The organism is Actinosynnema sp. CA-299493, from assembly GCF_050946825.1.
Taxonomy (GTDB): Bacteria; Actinomycetota; Actinomycetes; order Mycobacteriales; family Pseudonocardiaceae; genus Actinosynnema.
In genome coordinates, this window is record NZ_CP191993.1 from 4,510,615 (window position 1) to 4,532,303 (window position 21,689).

The 21,689-nt window shown below is 72.7% G+C and carries 15 protein-coding genes; 9 read left to right on the forward strand and 6 right to left on the reverse strand.

What is annotated here, in order from left to right; genetic code table 11:
• Positions 1 to 2: 2 nt before the first annotated feature.
• Positions 3 to 1,166, forward strand: a complete 1,164-nt coding sequence (locus ACQPYE_RS18445; RefSeq protein ID WP_498722616.1) for a macrolide family glycosyltransferase — start codon at positions 3 to 5, stop codon at positions 1,164 to 1,166.
• A gap of 42 nt (positions 1,167 to 1,208) precedes the next feature.
• On the opposite strand, the gene ACQPYE_RS18450 is transcribed toward ACQPYE_RS18445, so the two are convergent.
• The 4 genes from ACQPYE_RS18450 to ACQPYE_RS18465 all read right to left on the reverse strand — a co-directional run bounded on the left by ACQPYE_RS18450 (position 1,209) and on the right by ACQPYE_RS18465 (position 7,519).
• Positions 1,209 to 3,185: a carbamoyltransferase family protein gene (locus ACQPYE_RS18450; RefSeq protein WP_498722617.1), complete on the reverse strand. Its 1,977-nt coding sequence runs from the start codon at positions 3,183 to 3,185 to the stop codon at positions 1,209 to 1,211.
• Between the two features lie 374 nt (positions 3,186 to 3,559).
• Entirely contained in the window at positions 3,560 to 5,026 is a 1,467-nt protein-coding gene (locus ACQPYE_RS18455; protein WP_498722618.1) for an amidase, read from the reverse strand.
• A gap of 98 nt (positions 5,027 to 5,124) precedes the next feature.
• A complete protein-coding gene (locus tag ACQPYE_RS18460) occupies positions 5,125 to 6,174 on the reverse strand; it encodes a glycoside hydrolase family 10 protein (RefSeq protein ID WP_498722620.1) in 1,050 nt (349 codons plus the stop codon).
• A gap of 181 nt (positions 6,175 to 6,355) precedes the next feature.
• Positions 6,356 to 7,519, reverse strand: coding sequence for a M20 metallopeptidase family protein (locus ACQPYE_RS18465; protein WP_498722621.1), 1,164 nt, complete (start codon positions 7,517 to 7,519; stop codon positions 6,356 to 6,358).
• 104 nt (positions 7,520 to 7,623) lie between these two features.
• Between ACQPYE_RS18465 and ACQPYE_RS18470 the strand changes: the two genes are divergently transcribed.
• The 5 genes from ACQPYE_RS18470 to ACQPYE_RS18490 all read left to right on the forward strand — a co-directional run bounded on the left by ACQPYE_RS18470 (position 7,624) and on the right by ACQPYE_RS18490 (position 14,876).
• On the forward strand, positions 7,624 to 8,631 hold the full coding sequence (locus tag ACQPYE_RS18470; protein ID WP_498722622.1) for an Lrp/AsnC family transcriptional regulator: 1,008 nt from the start codon (positions 7,624 to 7,626) through the stop codon (positions 8,629 to 8,631).
• A 32-nt stretch (positions 8,632 to 8,663) separates the two neighbouring features.
• Positions 8,664 to 9,665: a glycosyltransferase gene (locus ACQPYE_RS18475; protein WP_498722623.1), complete on the forward strand. Its 1,002-nt coding sequence runs from the start codon at positions 8,664 to 8,666 to the stop codon at positions 9,663 to 9,665.
• Positions 9,666 to 9,827: 162 nt separating this feature from the next.
• Positions 9,828 to 12,041 (forward strand): GH92 family glycosyl hydrolase, encoded by a 2,214-nt coding sequence (locus ACQPYE_RS18480; RefSeq protein ID WP_498722941.1) that lies wholly within the window; start codon positions 9,828 to 9,830, stop codon positions 12,039 to 12,041.
• Positions 12,038 to 13,306 (forward strand): glycosyltransferase, encoded by a 1,269-nt coding sequence (locus ACQPYE_RS18485; protein ID WP_498722625.1) that lies wholly within the window; start codon positions 12,038 to 12,040, stop codon positions 13,304 to 13,306. Before ACQPYE_RS18480 ends, ACQPYE_RS18485 begins: the two co-directional genes overlap by 4 nt.
• A gap of 205 nt (positions 13,307 to 13,511) precedes the next feature.
• A complete protein-coding gene (locus ACQPYE_RS18490) occupies positions 13,512 to 14,876 on the forward strand; it encodes an MFS transporter (RefSeq protein ID WP_498722627.1) in 1,365 nt (454 codons plus the stop codon).
• 21 nt (positions 14,877 to 14,897) lie between these two features.
• Here the strand turns inward: ACQPYE_RS18490 and ACQPYE_RS18495 are convergent, their stop codons facing one another.
• Positions 14,898 to 16,289, reverse strand: coding sequence for an FAD-dependent oxidoreductase (locus ACQPYE_RS18495; protein ID WP_498722629.1), 1,392 nt, complete (start codon positions 16,287 to 16,289; stop codon positions 14,898 to 14,900).
• 264 nt (positions 16,290 to 16,553) lie between these two features.
• Here ACQPYE_RS18495 and ACQPYE_RS18500 point away from each other — a divergent pair, with 264 nt between their 5' ends.
• Both ACQPYE_RS18500 and ACQPYE_RS18505 read left to right on the forward strand, forming a co-directional pair.
• Positions 16,554 to 17,531: a universal stress protein gene (locus ACQPYE_RS18500; RefSeq protein WP_498722630.1), complete on the forward strand. Its 978-nt coding sequence runs from the start codon at positions 16,554 to 16,556 to the stop codon at positions 17,529 to 17,531.
• A 61-nt stretch (positions 17,532 to 17,592) separates the two neighbouring features.
• Positions 17,593 to 18,915, forward strand: coding sequence for a M20/M25/M40 family metallo-hydrolase (locus ACQPYE_RS18505; RefSeq protein WP_498722942.1), 1,323 nt, complete (start codon positions 17,593 to 17,595; stop codon positions 18,913 to 18,915).
• Positions 18,916 to 18,957: 42 nt separating this feature from the next.
• Here the strand turns inward: ACQPYE_RS18505 and ACQPYE_RS18510 are convergent, their stop codons facing one another.
• Positions 18,958 to 19,956: a hypothetical protein gene (locus ACQPYE_RS18510; protein WP_498722632.1), complete on the reverse strand. Its 999-nt coding sequence runs from the start codon at positions 19,954 to 19,956 to the stop codon at positions 18,958 to 18,960.
• Positions 19,957 to 20,303: 347 nt separating this feature from the next.
• Here ACQPYE_RS18510 and ACQPYE_RS18515 point away from each other — a divergent pair, with 347 nt between their 5' ends.
• Entirely contained in the window at positions 20,304 to 21,440 is a 1,137-nt protein-coding gene (locus ACQPYE_RS18515) for a S1 family peptidase (RefSeq protein WP_498722634.1), read from the forward strand.
• Positions 21,441 to 21,689: the final 249 nt, after the last annotated feature.

Below are 21,689 nucleotides of genomic sequence, written 5' to 3' on the forward strand. Positions count from 1 at the left end.
GAATGGGGCACTTCGCCTTTGTCAGCGCGCCCGCCGCCGGGCACGTCAATCCCACCCTGCCGCTGGTGGAGGAGTTGGTCCGGCGCGGCCACCGGGTCAGCTACGCCACCGGTCCGGCCACCGCCGACGGCGCGGCCAGGGCGGGCGCCACGCCGGTCGTGCTGCCGTCCGAACTGCCGCCGGACCTGGACGCGCGCGGCGAGTTCACCGCCGAGCAGCTGTCGGTCACGCTGGAGTACTTCCTGGACGACGCCGAGGTGTCGTTCCCGGTGCTGGCCGCGCACTTCGAGGCCGACCGGCCCGACGCGGTGTGCTACGACTCGGTGACGTTCACCGGCCGGATGCTGGCCAACCTGCTCGGCGTGCCAGAGGTGGCGCTGGTGCCCACGTTCGCGGAGAACGAGCGGTTCTCGGCGACCCAGGTCTACCTGCCGCCGTCGTTCGACCACCAGCACCCGAAGCTGGTCGCGGCGATCGGGCGGATGGCGAAGTTCGCCTCCGGCTTCAGCTTCCTGGACGACCCGAACCTGATGTTCGGCCACGTCGCGCCGATGAGCGTGGTGTTCGTGCCGCGCTCGTTCCAGCTGTCCGCCGAGACCTTCGACGACCGGTTCCACTTCGTGGGGCCGTCGCTGGGCAGCTGGCAGGACGCCGAGGAGTGGTCGCCGAAGACCGACTCGCCGGTGCTGCTGGTCTCGCTGGGCACCGTGTTCAACTCGCGTCCCGAGTTCTACCGGGCGTGCGTCGAGGCGTTCGCGGACGAGCCGTGGGAGGTCGTGATGTCGATCGGCGACCTGGACCCCGCCCGGCTCGGACCGCTGCCCGCGAACATCTCGGCGCACCCCCGCGTGCCGCAGGTGGCCGTGCTGCGGCACGCGTCGGTGTTCCTCAGCCACGCGGGCATGAACTCGATCATGGAGTCGCTGTACCACGGCGTGCCGTTCGTGACCGTGCCGCAGATCCCCGAGCAGCGGGCCATCGCGGCACGGGCCGCGGAACTGGGCTTGGGCGTCACGCTGGAGGACCGGACGCCGGCCGGGTTGCGCGCGGCGGTGTCGGCGGCCTCCGCCAACCGGGCGGCCGTGGCGGAGATGGGCGAGGTGGTCCGCTCCAGCGGTGGGGCGCCCGCGGCGGCGGACGCGTTGGAGAAGCTGCTGGGCCGGTGACCCGGGAGCCGGTGGCCCCTTCCGGGACCACCGGCTCCGCCGTCAGGCCTTGGGTTCGAGCGAGAAGAACCGCCGCTGCCACAACGACACCAGCTCGTCGCGCACCTCGTCGGTCAGCGTGCCCGCCAACGCGGCCACGGTGCTCTCCCCGTCCGCCGCCGCCAACAGGTCGAACACCGCGGGCGACACCTTCGCCGACGGGCCGAACGAGTAGTCGAGGTAGACCTCGCCGCTCACCTCGTCGCCGGGCCGCCAGTCCTGGCGCAGCCGGGTGTCCGGGCGCAGCGTCAGCACCAGGTCGTCCAGTGCGTGCGCTGCCGGGCCGCGTCGTCGGACCAGGAAGTCCTCGACCACCAGGACGTCGATCTCGGTGGTGAGGTAGCTGGTGATGGCGTCGTGGATCGTTTGCACGATCGGTTCGGCGTTGTTGTTGAACGAGGTGTTGAGCAGTACGGGGGTGCCGGTGAGTTCGCCGAACCGGGTGATCAGGTCGTGGAAGCGGGGGTTGGCCTCGGGCGTGACGACCTGGACTCGCGCGGTGCCGTCGACGTGCGTCACGGCGCCCAACTCGGTCCGCCGGTCTTCCCGGACGTGCACCACGAAGGACATGAAGCTGTGGTCGGCTTCGGTGTCGGTGAGGTCGAAGTAGGTGGCGGCGGCTTCCGGTGTGACGGCGGGGGCGAAGGGGCGGAAACCTTCCCTTTTCTTGACCATGGCGTTGATGCGGTCCCGGTTGTCGATCGGGCGTGCGTCGGCGAGGATGCTCCGGTTGCCCAGGGCGCGTGGTCCGAACTCCGAGCGTCCGTGTGCCCAGCCGATCACCGCGCCGTCCGCGAGCAGCCGGGCCGTCGCGCCGACGACGTCCGGCACGCGTTCCACCTCGACGATCCCGCTCCACCGCGACAACTGCCGCTCCACCTCGTCCGGTGCGCCGAGGTCGGGGCCGAGGCTTGCGCTGACCAGCCGTTCGACGCGGGTGTGGGGTGTGCCGAGGCGCTGGGCGGCCACGATCGCCGCGCCTTCCGCCGCGCCCGCGTCGTGCGAGGAGGGGTGGACGAAGACCTCCTCGAACAGTCCCGACCGCAGGATCAGCCCGTTGAGGCTGCTGTTGTGCGCGACACCGCCGGTGAAGCACAACCTGGTCGCGCCGGTCTGCCGCGCCCAGTGCGTGAGCACGTGCATGGCCAGGATTTCGAGCGTCTCCTGGAGCCCGGCCGCGAAGTCCTTGTGCTCCTGCGTCACCGGTTCACCGGTGCGCCGCGCGACGAACCCCTTCTCGTAGAAAGCGGCCACGGTGGGGTTGATGTCCGGCATCGGCGGGGTCATCGCGTAGTCGCCGTCGGGGAGCAGGGTGTAGAGGCTGCGGAACTGCTCGCGGTAGGTCGCCGGATCGCCGTACGGCGCCAGTCCCATCACCTTGTACTCGTCGCCGAAACCGTAGCCGACGTGCCCGATCGCGTCCTGGTAGAGCTGGCCGAGCGAATGCGCCACCGAGTACGACCGCAGTTCCCGCATTTCACCCGACCCGGCCTGGTAGATCGTGGTCGACGTGTGCTCGCCGCGGCCGTCCATGACGACCACCAGCGCGTCCGCCATGCCCGACCGGGCGAACGACGACCAGGCGTGCGCGAGGTGGTGCCGGGTGAACATGATCCGGTCGGCGGGCAGTTCCCAGTCGAAGTGCTCGCGCAGCCGGTCCTGGAGGAGGTCCACGCCCCAGCGCACCGGCTGGACCGGTGTGGCCACGTGGAAGTTGCCCAACCCGAGGTCGACCAGGTCGCGGCCGAAGTAGTAGCCGAGGGCGTCGACGTCACCCGGCCCGACCCCCGCCAGTTCCAGGCACGCGCGAATGGCGCCGGCCGGGAACCTGTTCGTCTTCTTGATCCGGTTGAACCGTTCCTCCTCGACCGCCGCGACGAGTTCGCCGTCGGCGACCAGGCACGCGGTGGCGTCGTGCATGTAGGTCCGGTACAGCCCCGGCAGCAGGTCGAAATGACCGCTGATGCCCAACGTCAGCATGCCGCTCCACTCCCACGGACGGTGATTATCATTCGTCACCGAACCACGGTCCTCCGAGCTGCCATACCGCTGATCGGTCGGTTTGTCCGGAATGATTATTCCAGTGGTGTTGGAATTGATCGTTGTCAATGGTGATTGCCGAACTGTGAACGGGGTCACGTCCTTGGGTGACGTATTTATTCCGCGTTACCGTGCGGCGGCGGTCGCATTGTCGTATCGCATAATGGCTTTCCGGTGCGCCGGACCTCGCGGAGGGCTTTCATCGCATTCCTCGAAGTTGTGAGATTCCGGACGCGCATGTCCTGTTCGGCTGGACAGGCCTTCCGCCGGACCTGGCGCCAAGCCCGGCGGAATGGAGGAGTGGTCGCGCGTGGTCAGTCCAACGGTGGCCGGCGGTTCGCCCACGGACGAGCCTGTTCGAGCTGGCCGGCCAGCCGCAGCAGCGCGGCGTCGGCGCCCAGCGGACCGACGAACTGGGCGCCGATGGGCAGCCCGTCCGGAGTCCAGTGCAGCGGCACGCTCATCGCGGGTCGTCCGGTGAGGTTGGCCAGCTGGGTGTAGGGCACCCAGCCGAGATTCTCGGAGATCAGCCGTTCCACGATGGGCGTGTGCCGCAGCAGTCCTGCCGACCCGGCAGCGAGCAGCGCACGCTGCACCGCGCGAACTGGGGCCGGGGTGTCGAACGCCCCGATCTTCGGTGGCGGGGTCGCCGTCGTCGGGGTCAGGAGCAGGTCGTAGGACTCGTGGAACTCGGCGAGCCGCCGGGTGTGCACGTGGCGTCGTTCGATGGCGCGCATCAGGTCGACCGGATCGGTGGCGCGGCCCAGCGCGGCCATGGTGCGGGTGTCGAGCTCGAACGCCGCGTCGCCGGCTCCGCTCGCTGCCTTGCACTCGGCCATGGCGTGCGCGCAGCTGACGAACCAAGTGGTCAGGAAGTCCCTGGCCAGCGCGGCGTCGTCGAACGGCTGCGTGGGCAGCTCAACCACCTCGTGCCCGAGTTCTTCGAGCAGATCACCTGCCGCGCGCGCGGCGGCGATGGCCTCGGGGTGCGGCGTCGGGTTGATGGCGCTGGCGGTGCACAGCGCGACGCGCAGCTGGCCCGGTTCGCGCCCGACCTCGTCCGCGAACGGGGTCCGCGGACCGGCGGCCAGGTAGGGCGAGAGCGATGTGGGGCCGGTGAGGACGTCGAGCATGGCGGCGGTGTCCCGGACCGAGCGGGAGATGACGCCGTCGGTGGCGGTGCCGCCGAGCGCTTCGGCGCGGGCCGGCCCGGACGGGATCAGCCCGCGGGAAGGTTTGAGCCCGAACAGCCCGCACGCCGACGCCGGGATCCGGATCGAGCCGCCTCCGTCGCTGGCACCCGCGCACGGCACGACGCCCGCGGCGACGGCCGCGGCCGCGCCACCGGAGGACCCACCGGGGGTGTGGCCGGTGTGCCACGGGTTCCGCGCGGGCCCGAACAGATCCGGTTCGGTGATGCCCTTGGCCCCGAACTCGGGCGTGTTGGTCTTGCCGAACACGACCAGCCCGGCGTCGAGCCAGCGCTGGACAACGGTGCTGGTCTCGGTTGCGGGCACCGCCGTCATCGACCGCGAGCCGCCGGTGGTGGGTATCCCGGCCAAGTCCTGGTTGAGGTCTTTGAGCAGGAACGGGACGCCGGCGAAGGGGCCGTCCGATGCGTTCGTGGGCGGCGGGTCTACCTCACGCACGACGGCGTTGAGCCGGGAGTTCACCCGCGACAGCCGGCCCCGGGCGGCTTCGAGCAGCTCAGCCGGGGTGACCGCGCCTTCGCGGACCAAGGCGGCCAAGCCCACGGCGTCGTGATTCGGGTAGTCGTCCATGCGGTGATCGTGCCGCACGACGCGGGTGCCTACCCTGAGGGGTGCGGACGTGGACCCGGGGCAGGTCATGAACGCGTAACCGACGGCGGCACGGCCGCTCAGGGGCACGGGCCGCCGTTGAGGCTGTCCAGGACGGCGGTGTACGCGGGCTTCTTGGCGCCGGTCGAGTCGAACAGCAGCGGTGTGCCCGAGGAGCGCCACGAGTCGCTGTCGCGAATGCCCCACACCGTGATGCCGGTGCACCGGCTCACCGCCAGGCAGGCCGTCACGGCGCGCCGGTAGCTGTCCGCCTGGGCGGCGCCGGCGCCCTCGACGTCCAGTTCGGTCAGCTGCACGTCCACACCGAGGGCGGCGAAGTCGCGCAGCGTGGTGGCGAAGTCGGCGGGCACCGGGTGGTTGGCGGTGAAGTGCGACTGGAGGCCGACGCAGTCGATCGGCACGCCACGCGCCCGGAAGTCGCGCACCATCCGGTACACGGCCTGGGTCTTGGCGTGCGCCCAGTTCTCGACGTTGTAGTCGTTGTAGCAGAGCTTCGCGCCGGGGTCCGCCGCCCGTGCCGCGTGGAACGCCGCCTCGATCCAGTCGTCGCCGGTGCGCTGGAAGTTGGAGTCGCGCCGGGCGCCGGTCGTGCCGTCCGCGAACGCCTCGTTGACCACGTCCCAGGCGTAGGCCCGGCCCCGGTAGTAGGTGACGACCTGGGTGACGTGGTTGAGCATCGCCTGCCGCAGCGCCGTGCCACTCAGACCCGCCAGCCAGGACGGCTGCCCCGAGTGCCAGAGCAACGTGTGGCCGCGCACCCGCTTGCCCAGCCGCACGGCGTGGTCCACGACCCGGTCGGCCGGGGCGAAGGTGAACCGGCCCTGGGCAGGCTCGGTCGCGTCGAGCTTCATCTCGTTCTCGGGCGTGACCATCGCGAACTCGCGGTCGAGGATGCCCGCGTACGTCGGGTCGGCCAGCTTGCGGCCCTGGACGGCCACGCCGAAGTACCGGCCGCTGCGCTCGGCGGCCGAGGCGAGGGTCGTGGAGGCGGCGGTGGTGGTGGCTGCGGCGACGGTCGTGGCGGGCGCTGCGGCGGCCGGGCCGACCGGCAGCACGACCGCCGCGGCGAACGACGCGGTGATCAAGGACGTGGACAAGAGTTCTCGCACTTCGACGACCCCTTCCGACCGGGTGGCGATCAACGATGGGCGCGACCCGCCGTGCCGGGCAATGCTTGTCGAACATTTTCGAAACCCGTGCGGCCGCAGGAGCCGGCGCGGCAACCATTCGGCCGGACCGGTGCGGTCCGCGCGGCGCAACGCGTCGGCGGAACACCGGCGCGAACCGACCTCAAAGGGCGCAGCGGCGCAGTGCGAGCTCGGCGAGGACGGTGGCGCCGTCGGGCAGCAGCGCGTCGTCGAACCGGACGAGGGGGGAGTGGTTGTCGGTGCCGTTGCCCGCGCCGAACGGGATGAACGCGCCGGGGACCTCCCGCAGGACGCGGGAGAAGTCCTCGCCGCCCGGCATCGGGTTGGCCAGCGGCTGGAAGCGCCCGTCGAACAGGTCGGTGATCGTGCCGGCGACGAACGCGGTCTCCCGCGGGTCGTTGACCGTCATCGGGTACCCGTCGAGGTACTCCACCTCGGCGCGCAGGCCGTGCGCCTGCGCGATCGACCGCGCCAACGTGACCGCCGCGTCCTTGATCCTGGCCTTGGCCGGCGCGGAGAACGTGCGCACGGTCGCCTCGAACCGCGCGGTGTCGGGGATGACGTTGCGCTTGCTCCCGGCGTGGAACGACCCCACGGTCACCACGACCGGGTCGAAGACGTCGGACTGGCGGGTGACCATGACCTGCAACGCCGTGACGATCTCGCACGCCACCGGGATCGGGTCCCGCGCGCGGTGCGGCCGGGCGCCGTGCCCGCCCGAGCCGACGACGGTGACCTCCAGCCCGTCGGACGCCGCCATCGTGGTGCCAGGGCGGGCCGAGAACACGCCGTGCGGCACGCCCGCGCCGAACACGTGCAACGCGTAGGCGGCGTCCGGCCGGCGGCCCGCGGCGTCCAGCACCCCCTCGGCGATCATCGCGGCCGACCCGTCCCACCCCTCCTCGCCGGGCTGGAACATGAAGACCACGTCACCGGCCACCTCGTCCCGGCGGGCGGCGAGCAGGTGCGCGGCGCCCACCAGCATCGAGGTGTGCATGTCGTGGCCGCACGCGTGCATCACACCGTCCACCCTGGACGCGTAGTCGAGCCCGGTGCGCTCCTGGACGGGCAGCGCGTCCATGTCGGCGCGCAACAGCACCACCGGTCCAGGGCGTGCGCCGCGCAGCACGCCGGTCACCGAGGTCAGCGACCGCCCCGGTGTCAGCTCCAGCGGGAGGCCGTCCAGCGCGGCGAGCACCTTCTCCTGCGTGCGCGGTAGGTCGAGGCCGACCTCGGGGTCGGCGTGCAACTGTCGGCGCAGGCGCACCAGGTGGTTCATCAGGGCCGCGTTCTCGCTCTTCGACATGGGTGATCACTCCTCGGGTCGGCGGCGGGGCACTTGCCGAGGATCACGTCGAATGTCACTCTCAACGCTCGAATTGTCAAGATCGCTCACAGAGGCGGCCCGCTGTGCAGGATTCGTTCACACCCGACGAGACCGACCTGCGGCTCGTCCACGCCCTGCAAGCCGCACCGCGGGCGACGTGGCACGAGGTCGGGCGCTCGCTCGGCATCGACCCGGTCACCGCGGCGCGGCGGTGGCAGGCGCTGGCCGACGCGGGGTTCGCGCGCGTCACCGCCTACCCCGAGGTGCGGTCGTGGGCGAAGGACCACTGCAACGCGTTCATCGAGGTCGACATCGAGCCGACGTCCCGCGCGCACGCCGTCGAGGTGCTGTCCCGGGTGCCGCAGGTCGTCTCGATCTCCATCATCAGCAGCGGGCGGGACCTGTTCCTGACCCTGCTGACACCCGACCTGGCGAGCCTGTCGCACGTCGTGCTGCACCGGCTGCACGCGCTGCCCGGGTTGCGCCGGACGCGCACCCACACCGTCACCACCGTCTACGGCGAGGGCAACCACTGGCGGCTCGGCGCGCTCGAACCCCGGCGGCGCGGGTCACCGGGCGGGCCGACCGGCGGCGGCGCGGTCTGGAAGCCGCACCACCGGGAAGTGCTGCGGGCGCTGGACGACGGGCGCAGGCCGGCGGCCGAGATCGCGGCCCGCACCGGCAAGAGCGGGTCGACCGTGCGCCGGTGGCTCAACGAGATGGTGGACGGCAGGCTGCTGTCGCTGAGGTGCGAGGTCGCGCAACCCGTCACGGGGTGGCCGATCGCGGCGACGTTCTGGGCCAGGGTGCCACCGGACGAACTGGACCGGACCGCGACCGCGTTGACCGAACTGCCGGAGGTCCGGCTGTGCGCGGCCGTCACGGGAGCGGACAACCTGGTGATGACGTTGTGGCTGCGGTCCCTCGGCGACGTCCAACGGCTGGAGGCCGAGCTCGCCAGGCGGCTGCCCGCGCTCACCCTCACCGACCGCGCGGTGACGTTGCGCGCCGTGAAGCGGATGGGCTGCCTGCTGGACGAGACGGGGCGGATCACCGACGTGGTGCCCATCGATCCCTGGGCGGCGCCATGACGCCGTGACGCCAGGGCGTAGGTTTCGTGGCCATGCGCGTACTGTTCGCCGGCCTCGCGTCCGTGGGGCACACCTATCCGCTGATCCCGCTGGCGGTCGCCGCCCGGGAAGCCGGGCACGAAGTGCACTTCGCCGCCGGCGAGGAGGTGCACCCGCCGTTGGCCGCGAACGGGCTGCGGCCGTTCCGCCCCGCGGACGCGTTCTACGAGATGTACGCCGAGGACCTGGAGCCGGAACTGGCGCGCCTGCGGCCCGACCTGGTGGTGCACGGGTGGGGTGTGCCGGGTGCGGCGATCGCCGCGCGCCGGGCCGGGATCCCGGGCCTGTGGCACGGTTTCGGCCGCCTGTTCCCCGACGGGATCGGCTTGGAGCTGCCGACGAGGAGCGTGCCCGGCCTGCCGCACGTCGACATCTGCCCGCCGTCCATGCAGGACGAGGACTTCCTGGCGAACGAGGACCGGATCGAGCTGCGCCCGGTCGCGTACTCCGAGCCCGCCGCACCGCCCGCCTGGGACGGCCACCGCGCGTCACGGCCGTTGGTCTACCTGACGCTCGGCACCGCGTTCGGCACCGCGGAGCTGCTGACCACCGCCATCGAGGGCCTGGCCGAGCTGGACGCGCACGTGGTCGTCGCGACCGGCCGGGTGCGGCCGGAGGAACTCGGCGACGTGCCCGCCAACGTGACCGTGCACAAGTGGGTGTCACAAGCCGACCTGCTGCCGCACGTGGACGTCGTCGTGCACCACGGTGGCAGCGGCACCACGCTCGGCGCGCTCACCGTCGGCGCACCGCAGCTGGTCCTGCCCCAGGGCGCGGACCAGTTCGCCAACGCCGACGCCGTCACCGCCTCGGGGGCCGGCGTGCGCCTGCTCCCGGACGAGGTGAGCGCGGAAGCCGTCGCCTCGGCCGTCCGGACCCTGTCGCGGCCCGGCGGGCACTCCGACGCGGCCCGCGCGGTCGCCGAGGAGATCGCCCGGATGCCCGGCCCGGACGAGGTCGCCCGTCGACTCCCCGAGTACGCCGAACGCGGGTAGACCACTTCGCCGCCACACCGACCACGGACCGCCCGCCGCCCTGCCGCTCACCCGGACCGGTGAACGGCGGTCAGGCGTTCCCACCGAGTTCACGTCGCCGAAACCACCGGCGGCCCGGCGCCGACCTACAGTCTCGCCATCCTGTACGAGATCGATCCATTCATCGGAACGGCCGCGACCTCCCTGCCACCGGCGCAGGGTCTCGCGGCCACTTGGTGGTGGCCGAAAGCGCAGATCGGCAACACCCACCCGGGCGCGACGTCACCGCTGGGCATGGTGTCCGCCTGCGCCTACTCCGGCGCCTACCCGACCGGCTACGGCCGGTACACGAAGAACACCGAAGGCCTGCCGGAGGAGATGTTCGACCGGTCGCTCGCCTCCGGGTTCACCCACTTCCAGCAGTCCGGCACCGGCGCGATCCGCAAGTACTACAACTACGTCCGGGTCACGCCGATGGTCCAGCAGCTGGACGCGCTCGGCCAGGCCTGGCCGCTGCACGACGAGGTCGCCGAGGCCGGGTACTACGCGGCCACGCTCGACACCGACATCCGGTGCGAGATCACCGTCGGCGAGAAGGTCGCGGTGCACCGGTACACGTTCCCGGAGCACCGCGGCGCGCGCATCGTGGTGGACCTGTCGTGCGGCGGCCTGGCCATCGACCACGGCCGCACGGTGCCGCTGCGCGCACACGTGGAGAGCCTCGGCCACGGCCGCGCGCAGGGCACCGTCGTGGTGGAGGGCGTGCCGCTGTCGGTCTACCTGGAGGTCGACTCGCCGGGCTGGCGGCAGATGCTCTGGCACGACCGCAGGCTGATCGAGGGCGGCACCCGGCTGGACTTCGACCGCATCCGGCAGACCACCCTGCGCCCGTTCGGGCTGCTGTTCCTCGGGCCGACCGGCGCCGGGCAGAGCGTCGAGGTGCGGATCGGCTTCTCGCTGCGCGGCTGCGACCAGGCCAGGGACAACCTGTACCGGGAGTGCGGCGGGCAACCGCCCGCGTTCGACGCCGTCCGGGAGCGCACCACCGACCGGTGGCGCGACCACGTGGACCGGATCGAGGTGGAGGGCGGTTCCCCGGCCAGGCGGCAGGTGTTCGCCACCTCCCTGTACCACTCGCTGGTCAAGCCGTGCTTCGCCGACGACGAGAGCCCGTTCTGGCCGACGTCCGGACCGTTCGCGTTCGACGTCTGCACGATGTGGGACATCTACAAGACCCAGATCCCGCTGCTCGCGGCGATCGTCCCGGACCGGGCGGTCGACCTGCTGGAGTCGCTCGTGCGGGTGTGCGAGGAGGAGGGCAACTTCCCGATCGGCTACCGGATGGCGCGCGGCGCGGACCGGTTCTTCCGGCAGGCCAGCGCGCTGGTGCACACCGCGTTGGCGGACGCGCACGCGCTGGGCCTCGGCGACCTGGACTGGAACTGGGCGCTGGTGCACATGGAAGCCGACCTGCGCCGGCTGTACGGCGAGGACTTCTACGAGCACGGCGTGGTGCACCCGATCTCGCACACCCTCGACCTGGCCTACGCCTACCACTGCACCGCGGGCGTCGCGCGGGCGTTGAACGACGGCCGCCTCGCCGACGACCTCGCCGCGCGCAGCCTGCTGTGGACCAACGCGTTCGACCCGGCCACGGGCCTGCTGCACGACTCGTCGTTCTACGAGGGCGGCAAGTGGAACTACTCGTTCCGGCTGATGCACGACATGGCCGGGCGGATCGCGCTGGCGGGCGGCGACGACGCGTTCGTCGACATGCTGGACGCGTTCTTCGGCTTCGGCGCGCCGCCGGTGACGCAGCCCGGCAGGCGGCCCGACCCGGCCGAGATGGCGGTCGGCTACGCGCTGAACCGGTTCGAGGGCCTCAACAACGAGCCGGACATGGAAGCGCCCTGGTCCTACCACTACGCGGGACGGCCCGACCGCACGGCCGAGGTCGTGCACGCGGCGCTGACCTGGCAGTTCGGCACCGGCCCCGGCGGGCTGCCCGGCAACGACGACTCCGGCGGCCTCAGCTCCTGGTACGTCTGGGCCTCGCTCGGCCTGTTCCCGATCGCCGGCCAGAACCTGTTCCTGGTCAACGCGCCCGCGTTCGCGCGCGCCACGATCCACCTCGGCAACGGGGACTTCGTGATCGAGACCAGGGGCCACCGGGAGACGCCGATCAGCTCCGACGGGCTGGAACGCGTGCCGCCACCGCAGTACGTGCAGTCCGCCCGCCTCAACGGCGAGCCGCTGGACGTGGCGCACCTGAGCGCCACCGACGTGCACGCGGGCGGGCGGCTGCAACTCGAACTCGGCCCCGAACCCTCGGCCTGGGGCCGCCGGGTCCGGCCGCCGTCACTGTCCGACCCGCCCGATCCGGGAGCGCGCACATGAACAGGACCGACCGCCGCCTCGTCATCGTGGTCCGGGCCGACCCGGTGATCTGCGGCCACTCCGGCGAGGCCCGCAACCTCGCCGAGGTCGCCCTCACCCGCGGCTTCGACGACGTGCGGCTGCTGACGTGGCCGATACCCGCGCTCCAGGCGGCCGGGCTGCCGCTCAAGCCGCTCGACCGGATCACGCCCTACAGCGCGGGCATCACGGTGGAGCGGCCGGAGCCGGTCGGCGACTACCGCGTGCCCGACGGCCGCTACCTGGCCGGGCTCACCGGCCGCCTGGTCGAACTGCTCGCCGAACCGGTGCCGACCACGTGCCTGTCGATGTACCTGATGCCGCACACGGCGGTCGTGAACGAGGCCGTGGCGGTGGCGCGCGCGGCCGGGTTCTCGCCCGACGTCCGCACCATCGCCAAGGCGGTCGGCTCGGACGTCACCAACGTGATCCGCTCGTGCCTGCGCGAGGGGCGGTTCGGCGCGGCGGTGGCCCTGTTCACCACGTTCCTGGCCAACGACCAGGTGATCGCGGTCTCGGAGTACACGCGGCAGGAGATCGTGGCCGCCGCCGAGGCCGTCGACGCGAACTGCGGCACCCGGCTCGCCGACGAGTGCCGCGCGCGGGTCGAGGTCAGCTACCCGCCGATCGACACGTCCGCGTACCTCGACCTGGACCCGGCGCGGGTGGACGCCGCCCTCGCGCGTCGCGGCCTCGAACGCGACGGCTACGTGCTGTTCCTGTCGCGGGTGGCGCGGGCCAAGGGAGTCCACGACCTGGTGACGGCGTTCGCCCGGTCGAGGGCGCGGTCCCGGGTGAAGCTGGTGATCGCCGGGAACGGCCCGGCGCTGGAGGAGGTCCGGGCGCTCACGCGGGACGACGACCGGGTGGTGCTGCTGTCCGACGTGGACGACGAGGAGAAGCCGTCGCTGATGCGCGGCTGCGCCGCCTACGCGTTGCCGACCAAGGCGGAGCCGGACTTCGTGGAGACGTTCGGCATCGCGCTGACCGAGAAGATGCTCGCGGGCGGCGGGCCGGTGATCACCACGATCACCGGCGGCACCGGCGAGGCGGTCGGCGACACCGCGATCATCGTGGCGGCCGGTGACGTCGTGGACCTCGCCGCCGCGATCGACCGGGCGGTGCTGGACCTGTCGGTCGAGGAGCGGCGGTCCATGGAGGACCGGGCCAGGGCGCACGCCCTCTCGTTCGACCGGGCGCGGGTGTTCGACGACCTGTTCGCCACGTCGGTGCCCGTCCGGCGCTGAACCCCGGAGAGGCGCGGTGACCTGCGCTCTTCTTCGGTTTTCGACGCATCGCGGGTGATCCCGGCCCCACCCGCGGGCACGAGTCGACTGCACGGAAGGCAGCCGTGATCGCGCAACGCGCGGGAGGCGCGGAGCCGTCGTCGTTAGTCTGATCATCTGCGACTACGGCGGGGGTGGCGGCATTCAAGGCGACGGTGTCGGTGTGGTGGCCGACGGGGACGGCTCGGAGGAGGGCGAGGGGTCGACGGCCCGCCGCATCCGGGCGGTGCTGTCGATCGGGCCGTTCCGGCGGCTCTGGGGCGTCACGTTCCTGTGCAGCGTGGGCGACTGGCTGTCGCTGCTGGCGTTGACCGGCCTGGTCACGAAGCTGGCCCAGGGGTACGGCTGGGAGGGGTTCGCGCTCAGCGCGGTGGTGCTGACGCAACTGCTGCCGGGCGTGCTGTTCGCGCCGCTGGGCGGTGTGCTGGCCGACCGATTCGACCGGCGCAAGGTGATGGTCGCGTGCGACCTGGCCCGCGGCGGCCTGTTCCTGTCGATCGCGTTCGTCGGCACGGCGTGGTGGCTGTTCGTGGCGAACTTCCTGGTCGGCTGCTGCGCGATGCTGTGGATCCCGGCCAAGGACTCGGCCGTGCCGAACCTGCTGCGCCGACCGGACCAGGTCGACACGGCCAACCAGCTCGGCCTGGTGATGACCTACGGCATCGCCACCGTGAGCGGGTTCAGCCTGTACTCGCTGATCTCGGGCATCCCCGGCTACCTCGGCAGCCGCGACGGCGACCTGGAGTTCCGGATCGCGACCATCGCGGTCGTCGTCAACGGCCTGCTCTACCTGTCGTCGGCGGTGCTGATCGCGGTGCGGATCCCGGAGCTGTCCGGCCGGGTCGCGAAGCGCAGCGGACCAGGCGGCCCGGGCTTCCTGGTGATGATGCGCGACGGCCTGCGGCACGCGTGGCGGACACCGCTGCTGCGTGGCCTGGTCATCGGCATGACCGGCGCGTTCGCCGCGGCCGGCGGGGTGATCGGCAGCGCCCGGCGCTACGCGTCGAGCCTGGGCGGTGGGGAGAGCGCCTACGGCACGTTGTTCATCGCGGTCTTCGTCGGCCTGGCGGCGGGCATGGCGACCGCGCCGAAGCTGTCCCGCCGGCTCACCTACGACCGGCTGTTCGGCGTCACGATCGTGGGCGCGGGAGCGAGCCTGGTCGTCGTGTCGCTCGCGCCGCACCTGTGGTTCGCGCTGATCGCGGTGGCCGTGGTCGGCGCGTGCGCGGGCACCGCGTTCCTCACCGGGCTCACCATCATCGGCACCGGGGTCGAGGACGCCCTGCGCGGCCGGATGGTGGCGCTGGTCCAGTCGCTGATGAAGCTCGTCCTCGGCCTGTCGACCGTCCTCGGCCCACTGCTGGTGACCCTGGTCGGCCCCACGGTCGTGACCGTCTTCCACCGCTCGTTCGACATCGACGCCACCCGGCCCGTGCTGCTCGGCGCGGGTCTGCTCGCCGCCGTCGCCGGGCTGGTGTCGTACCGGCAGATGACCGACCGGCTGCTCGAACCCTCGCCCGACTGCCGTTGACGCGAGCCGCCGCGACGGTCGTCAGCGGAGGTCCTCGACGCGGGCGAGCACCCGCGACTCGGCCTCGGTGAGCGGCACGTCGGTCGTCGGCGGCCGGCCTGGTCCGCGCAGGGCGCCCAGGAACACCCGCGGTGACAGCACCAGCTTCCACAGCGGGGTGGACAACGTGTAGGCGTCGAGCTGCGCCCTGGTGACGGTCGGCCGACCGGTGGACGCCAGCACGAGCCGGTCGAGGTAGCGCTCCCGCAGTCGCGTGAGCCTGCCGCGCGCGGGCCCGATCGTGGCGGGGTAGCGCAGGTCCTGCGAGACGGCGAGGGCCCACGCGTCGTCCATCACGCGCGCGAACTCCCGTTGGAGCCGCTTGGCCGCCGTGCCTCGGGGACCGTGACGGGCGAGCCCGTCGCGCAGCGCCACCGCCTGCCGTGCCACGACCGTCATCCCGTGCCCGTACACCGGGTTGACCGTGCACGCGGCGTCGCCGATCACGACGAACCCGCTCGGCCAGGGGGAGAGGCGCTCGTAGCGGCGACGGCGGTTGACCGTGCCGTGGAACCCGAAGGGCCTGGTGAGCGGTTCCGCGGCGCTGATGAAGTCGGCGATGACGGGGTGCCGCAAGCCGCGCGCGAAGGCGAGGAACCCCTCCGGGCTGACCTCCGGCTCACCACCGCGCCCACCGCCGAGGCTGACGATCCACCGACGGCCCTCGATCGGCACCAGCGCGCCACCTCGGCTGAACCTCGACGTCCGCGGGTCGCCTTGGACGCTGATGCCCGGGAAGCCTTCCCCCGCACCGGGAGGCATGCGGTACAGGCACGTCGCGTAGACCATGCCGGAGTCGACGCGTTCCTCGCGGACGGGCGGCAGGCCCAGGTCGGCGAGCCAGGAGTCGGTCCTGGCGCCCCGGCCGGTCGCGTCCACCACGAAGTCGGCGTCGATCCCGCGTTCCGCCCCCGTGTCGCGGTCGCGCACACGTGCGCCGGTGACCTCCGAGCGGTCGCCGAGCAGCCCGACCACGTCGGTGGCCTCGACCAGCTCGACCCGGCCGAGCACCCGTTGCCGCACGACGGCGTCGAGCAGGGCGCGGCTGCACCCGATCACGAACTGCGCCTCGTCCAGCCGGGGCAACCAGCCCGACTGGGTGAACACGAGCAGCCGGTTCGGCAGCCCGAGGTGCTGCGCGCCGGCGTCGAGCAGGCTCGCGGTGAGGCCGGGCAGCAGCTCGTCCAGCGCCCGGCTCCCGCCGGCCATCAGCACGTGGGCGTGCCGGGCGTGGGGCACGCCCTTGCGGTCGCCGTCGTCGGTGAAGCGGTCCCGGTCCACGACCGTGACGCGGTCGACGTGCGCGGAGAGGGCGGTGGCGGCGAGCATCCCGGCCAGACCGCCGCCGAGGACCAGGGCGTGTGCACCCGGCACGCGGGCCTCCTCTCCGGGCTCACCGCCGAACGCGTGCTCGGCCCGTCTCGATCCGCACGGCTCTCGTCACCGCCCGGACCTCATCTTCGGCCATTCGGAGTACTTCGGCACATCGTCCGCCCGCGCCCGGCCGCTGCCCGACCACCTCCCCGGCCACCGGTCGCGACGGGCGACCACCCCGGAAAACCCGCCGATCACGTGTCGGGTCCGACTTCCTCGGCTACCCCGGTGGCACAGGACCAAGCAGAGAGCCGGAGGTGGGCGATGACCAGCCCCGACATCCTGAAGAGCCCGGAGAGCGCGGTCGGCCGGGGTGCGGTGGTGGTCGGGTTCGACGGTTCCGAGCGGTCGCGGCGCGCCGCGCGCTGGGCGGCGCGCGAGGCGGCGAGCCGAGGGCTGCGCCTGCTCGTCGTGAACGTGATCCGCGGGCCGTTCCCCGAGGTGCTGGTCACGCCCGTGTCCTCGCCGATGCCCCAGCTCGTCGGCGAGAAGGCGGTGCGCGCCTACACGAAGGACCACCTCGCCGAGCTCGCCGCGGAGTGCGCGGGCATCGCGCCGGGGATCGAGGTGGACGCCCGCGCGTTCGACGGGCACCCGGCCGCCGTGCTGGCCGAGGCCGGGCGGGAGGCGGCGCTGCTGGTCGTGGGCGCGTCCGGCGCGACCGGGCTGGCCAGGGTGTTCGCCGGTTCGGTCACGGTCGACTTGGCGCACCACTTCGCCGGACCGCTCGTGGTGGTCCGCGACTCCACCGACGGGACGGACGGGACCGACGACGTCACCGTCGTCGGGCGGGTGGTGGTCGGTGTGGACGGTTCGGGGCCCGGCGACCGGGCGATCGAGTTCGCGGTCGACCACGTGGCGCGGCACGGGGGAACCCTGGTCGGCGTGCACGCCACCACCGGACTGCCGGTGGACGCCCTGACGCCGGGCGGCGCCTGGGGCCAGGGCATGGGCCTCGGTCTGGACGTCGAGCAGCTGGCGGAGTCCGCCGACGCGCTGATCGCCCGGTCGTTCGAGGCGCCGCTGGCCCGCCACCCCGAGGTGCGGGCGGAACGGGTGGTGTCGTCGGCGCGGCCGGCCCAGGCGCTGGTCGAGGCGGCCGAGGGCGCGGCGCTGCTGGTCGTGGGCAGTCACGGGCACGGCGCGGTGCGGCGCGCGCTGCTCGGCTCGGTCAGCCACGCGGTGCTGCACCACGCGCCCTGCCCGCTGGCCGTCGTCCGCGGTGACGACCCCGAGCGGTGACGGCTCCGAGCGCTGACGAACCGCGCCGGGGCCCGGATGGTAGGAAGACCGGGTGAGCAACTTGGATGACGGGGCCGGGCTGCGGCTCGCGCAGGACGAGGTCGTGTCGCTGACCAGCGAGCTGATCAGGATCGACACGACCAACACCGGGGACCCGGCCACGGTCGTCGGTGAGCGCGCGGCGGCCGAGTGGGTCGCCGAGAAGCTGGGCGAGGTCGGCTACGAGACCACCTACGTCGAGTCGGGGGCCAAGGGGCGCGGCAACGTGATCGCCCGCCTGGCCGGCGCCGACCCCTCACGGGGCGCGCTGCTGGTGCACGGTCACCTGGACGTGGTGCCCGCCGACGCCTCCGAGTGGTCGGTGCACCCGTTCTCCGGCGCGGTCCAGGACGGGTACGTGTGGGGCCGCGGCGCGGTCGACATGAAGGACATGGTCGCGATGACGCTCGCCGTCGCGCGGCGGTTCAAGCGGGACGGCGTGGTGCCGCCGCGCGACATCGTGTTCGCCTTCCTGGCCGACGAGGAAGCCGGTGGCCAGTTCGGCGCCAAGTGGCTGGTGGACAACCGCCCGGAGCTGTTCGAGGGCGTCACCGAGGCGATCAGCGAGGTCGGCGGCTTCTCCATCACCCTCAAGGACGACGTCCGGGCCTACCTGGTGGAGACCGCCGAGAAGGGCATCCGGTGGCTCAAGCTGCGCGTGCGCGGCACCGCGGGCCACGGCTCGATGATCCACCACGACAACGCGGTGGCCAAGCTGGCGGCGGCGGTCACCAAGCTGGGGCAGCACCGGTTCCCGGTGATCCTCACGCCGTCCGTGCGCGAGTTCCTGGCCGGGGTGTCGGAGATCACCGGGCTGGACTTCCCCGAGGACGACCTCGAAGGCTCGATCGGCAAGCTGGGCGCGTTGTCGCGGATGATCGGCGCGACGCTGCGCGACACGGCCAACCCGACCATGCTGTCCGCCGGGTACAAGGCGAACGTGATCCCCTCGGTCGCGGAGGCCACCGTGGACTGCCGCATCCTGCCGGGCCGCGAGGAGGCGTTCGACCGCGAGCTCGCCGAGCTGCTCGGCCCGGACGTGGAGCGCGAGTGGCTCGGGCTGCCGCCGGTGGAGACCACGTTCGACGGCGCGCTGGTCGACGCGATGACGGCCTCGATCACCGCCGAGGACCCCGGCGCCAGGGTGCTGCCCTACATGCTGTCGGGCGGCACGGACGCCAAGTCGTTCCAGGAGCTGGGCATCCGCAACTTCGGCTTCGCCCCGCTGAAGCTGCCGGCCGACCTGGACTTCTCCGGCCTGTTCCACGGCGTGGACGAGCGCGTGCCGGTCGACGCCCTGCGCTTCGGCGTCCGCGTCCTGGACCGCTTCCTGCGCAACTCGTGAGCCGACGGGGTGCCGTCCACACCGGACGGCACCCCGCGCGGATCAGCCCGCGTACCAGCGCAGGGCGCGGTTCGGGCCCTGCTGGCCCGAGAACCCGACGATCACGCCCGCCCGGTTGACGGCCCACGCGCTACCCGCGTAGGCGCCCGTCGGCACCCCGAGGTAGAGCGCCTCGCCGCTCGCGCTCCAGCGCGTCGGCTGGTGCTGGCCCGAGGTGTCCTGCGCGTCGCCGACGACGATGCCGTTCTCGTTGATCCCCCGCGCGATGCTGTTGTACGGGGTGGCGGCGCCGAGGTCGATGATCCTGCCCTCGCGGGTCCAGCGCACCGCGTGCTGGTAGCCGTTCGCGGTCATCGCGTAGCCGGCCGTCTGGCCGTACCGGTTCACCGCGATCGCCCTGGTGTTGCCGCCGCCGGACAGCGAGGCCAGCAGGGTGAAGGTGCCGTCCAGGTTCCACCGCACGGCCTTCTCGACCTGCTGGGTGACGAACACGCTGCCCGCCGCGATGCCGTTGGGCGCGACCCCGCCGAGGAGGCTCTTGGTGGTCCCGTTGGGGAGGACGAACGGGGTCAGCACACCGTCGGCGTCCCACTTCACCGCGCGGCGGCCGGCCGTCGACCGGTCCCAGCCCTCGCCGACCACCACACCGGCCTCGTCGACGCCCAGGCCGAAGCTGTCGCTGTAGCCGGGGACCAGGCCCAGGTCGGTGATCGTGCCGTCCGGGTCGAACCGCACCGCGCGGCTGGTCCCGCCGGTCACCTCCGAGTGGCCCGAGGCCACCCCGGCGCCGTTGATCCCGGTCGCGATGCTGTACTGCCCGCCGGGCAGCGCGCCCAGGTCGGTGGTGCTGCCGGGCGCGGTCCACTTCGTCGCGCGTCCCCACCCGTCGCCGACGGAGCGACCCACGACCACGCCGGCGTTGTTCACGCCCATGGCGATGGCCCCGGTCGTGCCCGGCAGCACGCCCAGGTCGGTCATCGTGGTGGCGGCTTGCGCGGTGCCGGTCAGGACCGCGGTCGTGGTCACGGCCACCGTCAACACGGCGCCAAGTCTTCGGTGCAGGTGCACGGGTACTTCCCCCCTGTCGATCCGCGCTCGGGTTCGAGCCCGGCAAGGGTAAGCACGGGTCGCGCCGTCACGGGCGGAGTTTCGCCGATCACCGGTGACCGATCGCGACGAGCGGAACCACCGACCGGTTCCGGGAGCACCGGATCGCGCCCGCACGGCGTGAGGACCGGTCCACCGCAGGGGATTGACGACGGGCAGTCGGTGTTGGCATGGTCTGAACCAGCAGGCTGTGAGAGCGCTCTCTCGCAGCTTGCTCCAGGTGTCCGGCCGACCTGCATCGGACGGGCGCCTCCCTGTGGACGAGGAGGAACCGCGTGCGAATGACAACGTTGACGAAGATCGGTGTGGCCGCCGCGCTGGCGGTGAGCGGGCTGGTGGCCGCCCCGGGCGCCCAGGCCGAGCCGGCGGCGGAACAGCTGTCGCCGGGCCTGGTGTCCGCGATGCGGACCGCGTTCGGGCTGACCGAGCAGCAGGCCAGGACCAGGCTCGACCTGGAGGCGAAGGCGACCCGGCGGGCACCCTCGGCGCGCACCGCGGCCGGGGCGTCCTTCGGCGGCAGCTGGTTCGACCAGGACAAGGGCGTGCTCGTGGTCGGCGTGACCGACACCGCCGCCGCCGAACGGGTGCGGGCCACCGGCGCGCAGGCGCGGCTGGTCGGCCGGACCGCGGCCGAGCTGGACCGGGTCAAGGACCGCGTGGACGCGTTGTCGGCCTCCGGCGCGGTGCCCGCGGCCGTGACCAGCTGGCACCCGGACCCGCGCAGCGGCGCGGTGGTGGTCGACGTCCAGCCCGGCGTGCAGACCGCGGAGGTCGCGCGCTTCCTGGCCGCGGCGCGCGAGCTCGGCCCCATCGAGGTGAACACCGAGGGCGTCACCGCGCCCGTGCCGTTCGCCGCCGGAACCGTCGGCGGCGACCCGTACTACACCGGCAACGTCCGCTGCTCCATCGGCTTCTCGGTGCACGGCGGGTACGTCACGGCCGGCCACTGCGGCGGCACGGGCGCGCAGGTGTACGGCTGGGACCGGTCCTGGCAGGGCCAGTTCGCCGGTTCCTCGTTCCCCGGCAACGACTACGCGTGGGTCCGCACCGGCGGCGGCTGGTGGAACGCGCCCGTCGTGCTCGGCTGGGGCACGGTCAGCGACGCCCTCGTGCGCGGCTCGTGGGAGGCGCCGGTCGGCACGTCCGTCTGCCGCTCGGGCTCCACGACCCGCTGGCACTGCGGCGTGATCCAGTCCCGCAACGAGACCATCCACTACGCGCAGGGCGACGTGCACCAGATGGCGGGCACCAGCGTGTGCGCCGAGGGCGGCGACTCCGGCGGTTCGTTCATCACCGGCGACCAGGCGCAGGGCGTCACGTCCGGCGGCTACGGCAACTGCTCGTCCGGCGGCCGGACCTGGTTCCAGCCGATCAACGAGATCCTGTCCACCTACGGCTTGACGCTGCTCACCGCCTGACCGCGACCGCTGCCCCGCCCGCTCCACCGCGGGCGGGGCAGCGTCGTGGCGGGGCCGTCTCCACCGGCCCGGTGCTGCTCCGCAGGCTCAACGACAGGTGGCTCATCACCCGGCGGTAGCCCGATCCGAAGAACCGGGTGGCGGGCCGCCCCGCGCTGCGACGTGCGTGGACCGAGGTGGCGTCAGATGGATCAGTGTGGTCGGTCTTCACCCTGGCAGCCTGTTGCGCCCGTCACGGCCGGCCCTCTA

What these genes read in the sequence shown, in the direction of transcription:
- ACQPYE_RS18515 (WP_498722634.1), top strand. Translation starts at nt 20,304, where the DNA reads ATGACAACGTTGACGAAGATCGGTGTGGCCGCCGCGCTGGCGGTGAGC.
- ACQPYE_RS18455 (WP_498722618.1), bottom strand. Translation starts at nt 5,026, where the DNA reads ATGGACGACTACCCGAATCACGACGCCGTGGGCTTGGCCGCCTTGGTC.
- ACQPYE_RS18485 (WP_498722625.1), top strand. Translation starts at nt 12,038, where the DNA reads ATGAACAGGACCGACCGCCGCCTCGTCATCGTGGTCCGGGCCGACCCG.
- ACQPYE_RS18445 (WP_498722616.1), top strand. Translation starts at nt 3, where the DNA reads ATGGGGCACTTCGCCTTTGTCAGCGCGCCCGCCGCCGGGCACGTCAAT.
- ACQPYE_RS18465 (WP_498722621.1), bottom strand. Translation starts at nt 7,519, where the DNA reads ATGTCGAAGAGCGAGAACGCGGCCCTGATGAACCACCTGGTGCGCCTG.
- ACQPYE_RS18450 (WP_498722617.1), bottom strand. Translation starts at nt 3,185, where the DNA reads ATGCTGACGTTGGGCATCAGCGGTCATTTCGACCTGCTGCCGGGGCTG.
- ACQPYE_RS18475 (WP_498722623.1), top strand. Translation starts at nt 8,664, where the DNA reads ATGCGCGTACTGTTCGCCGGCCTCGCGTCCGTGGGGCACACCTATCCG.
- ACQPYE_RS18500 (WP_498722630.1), top strand. Translation starts at nt 16,554, where the DNA reads ATGACCAGCCCCGACATCCTGAAGAGCCCGGAGAGCGCGGTCGGCCGG.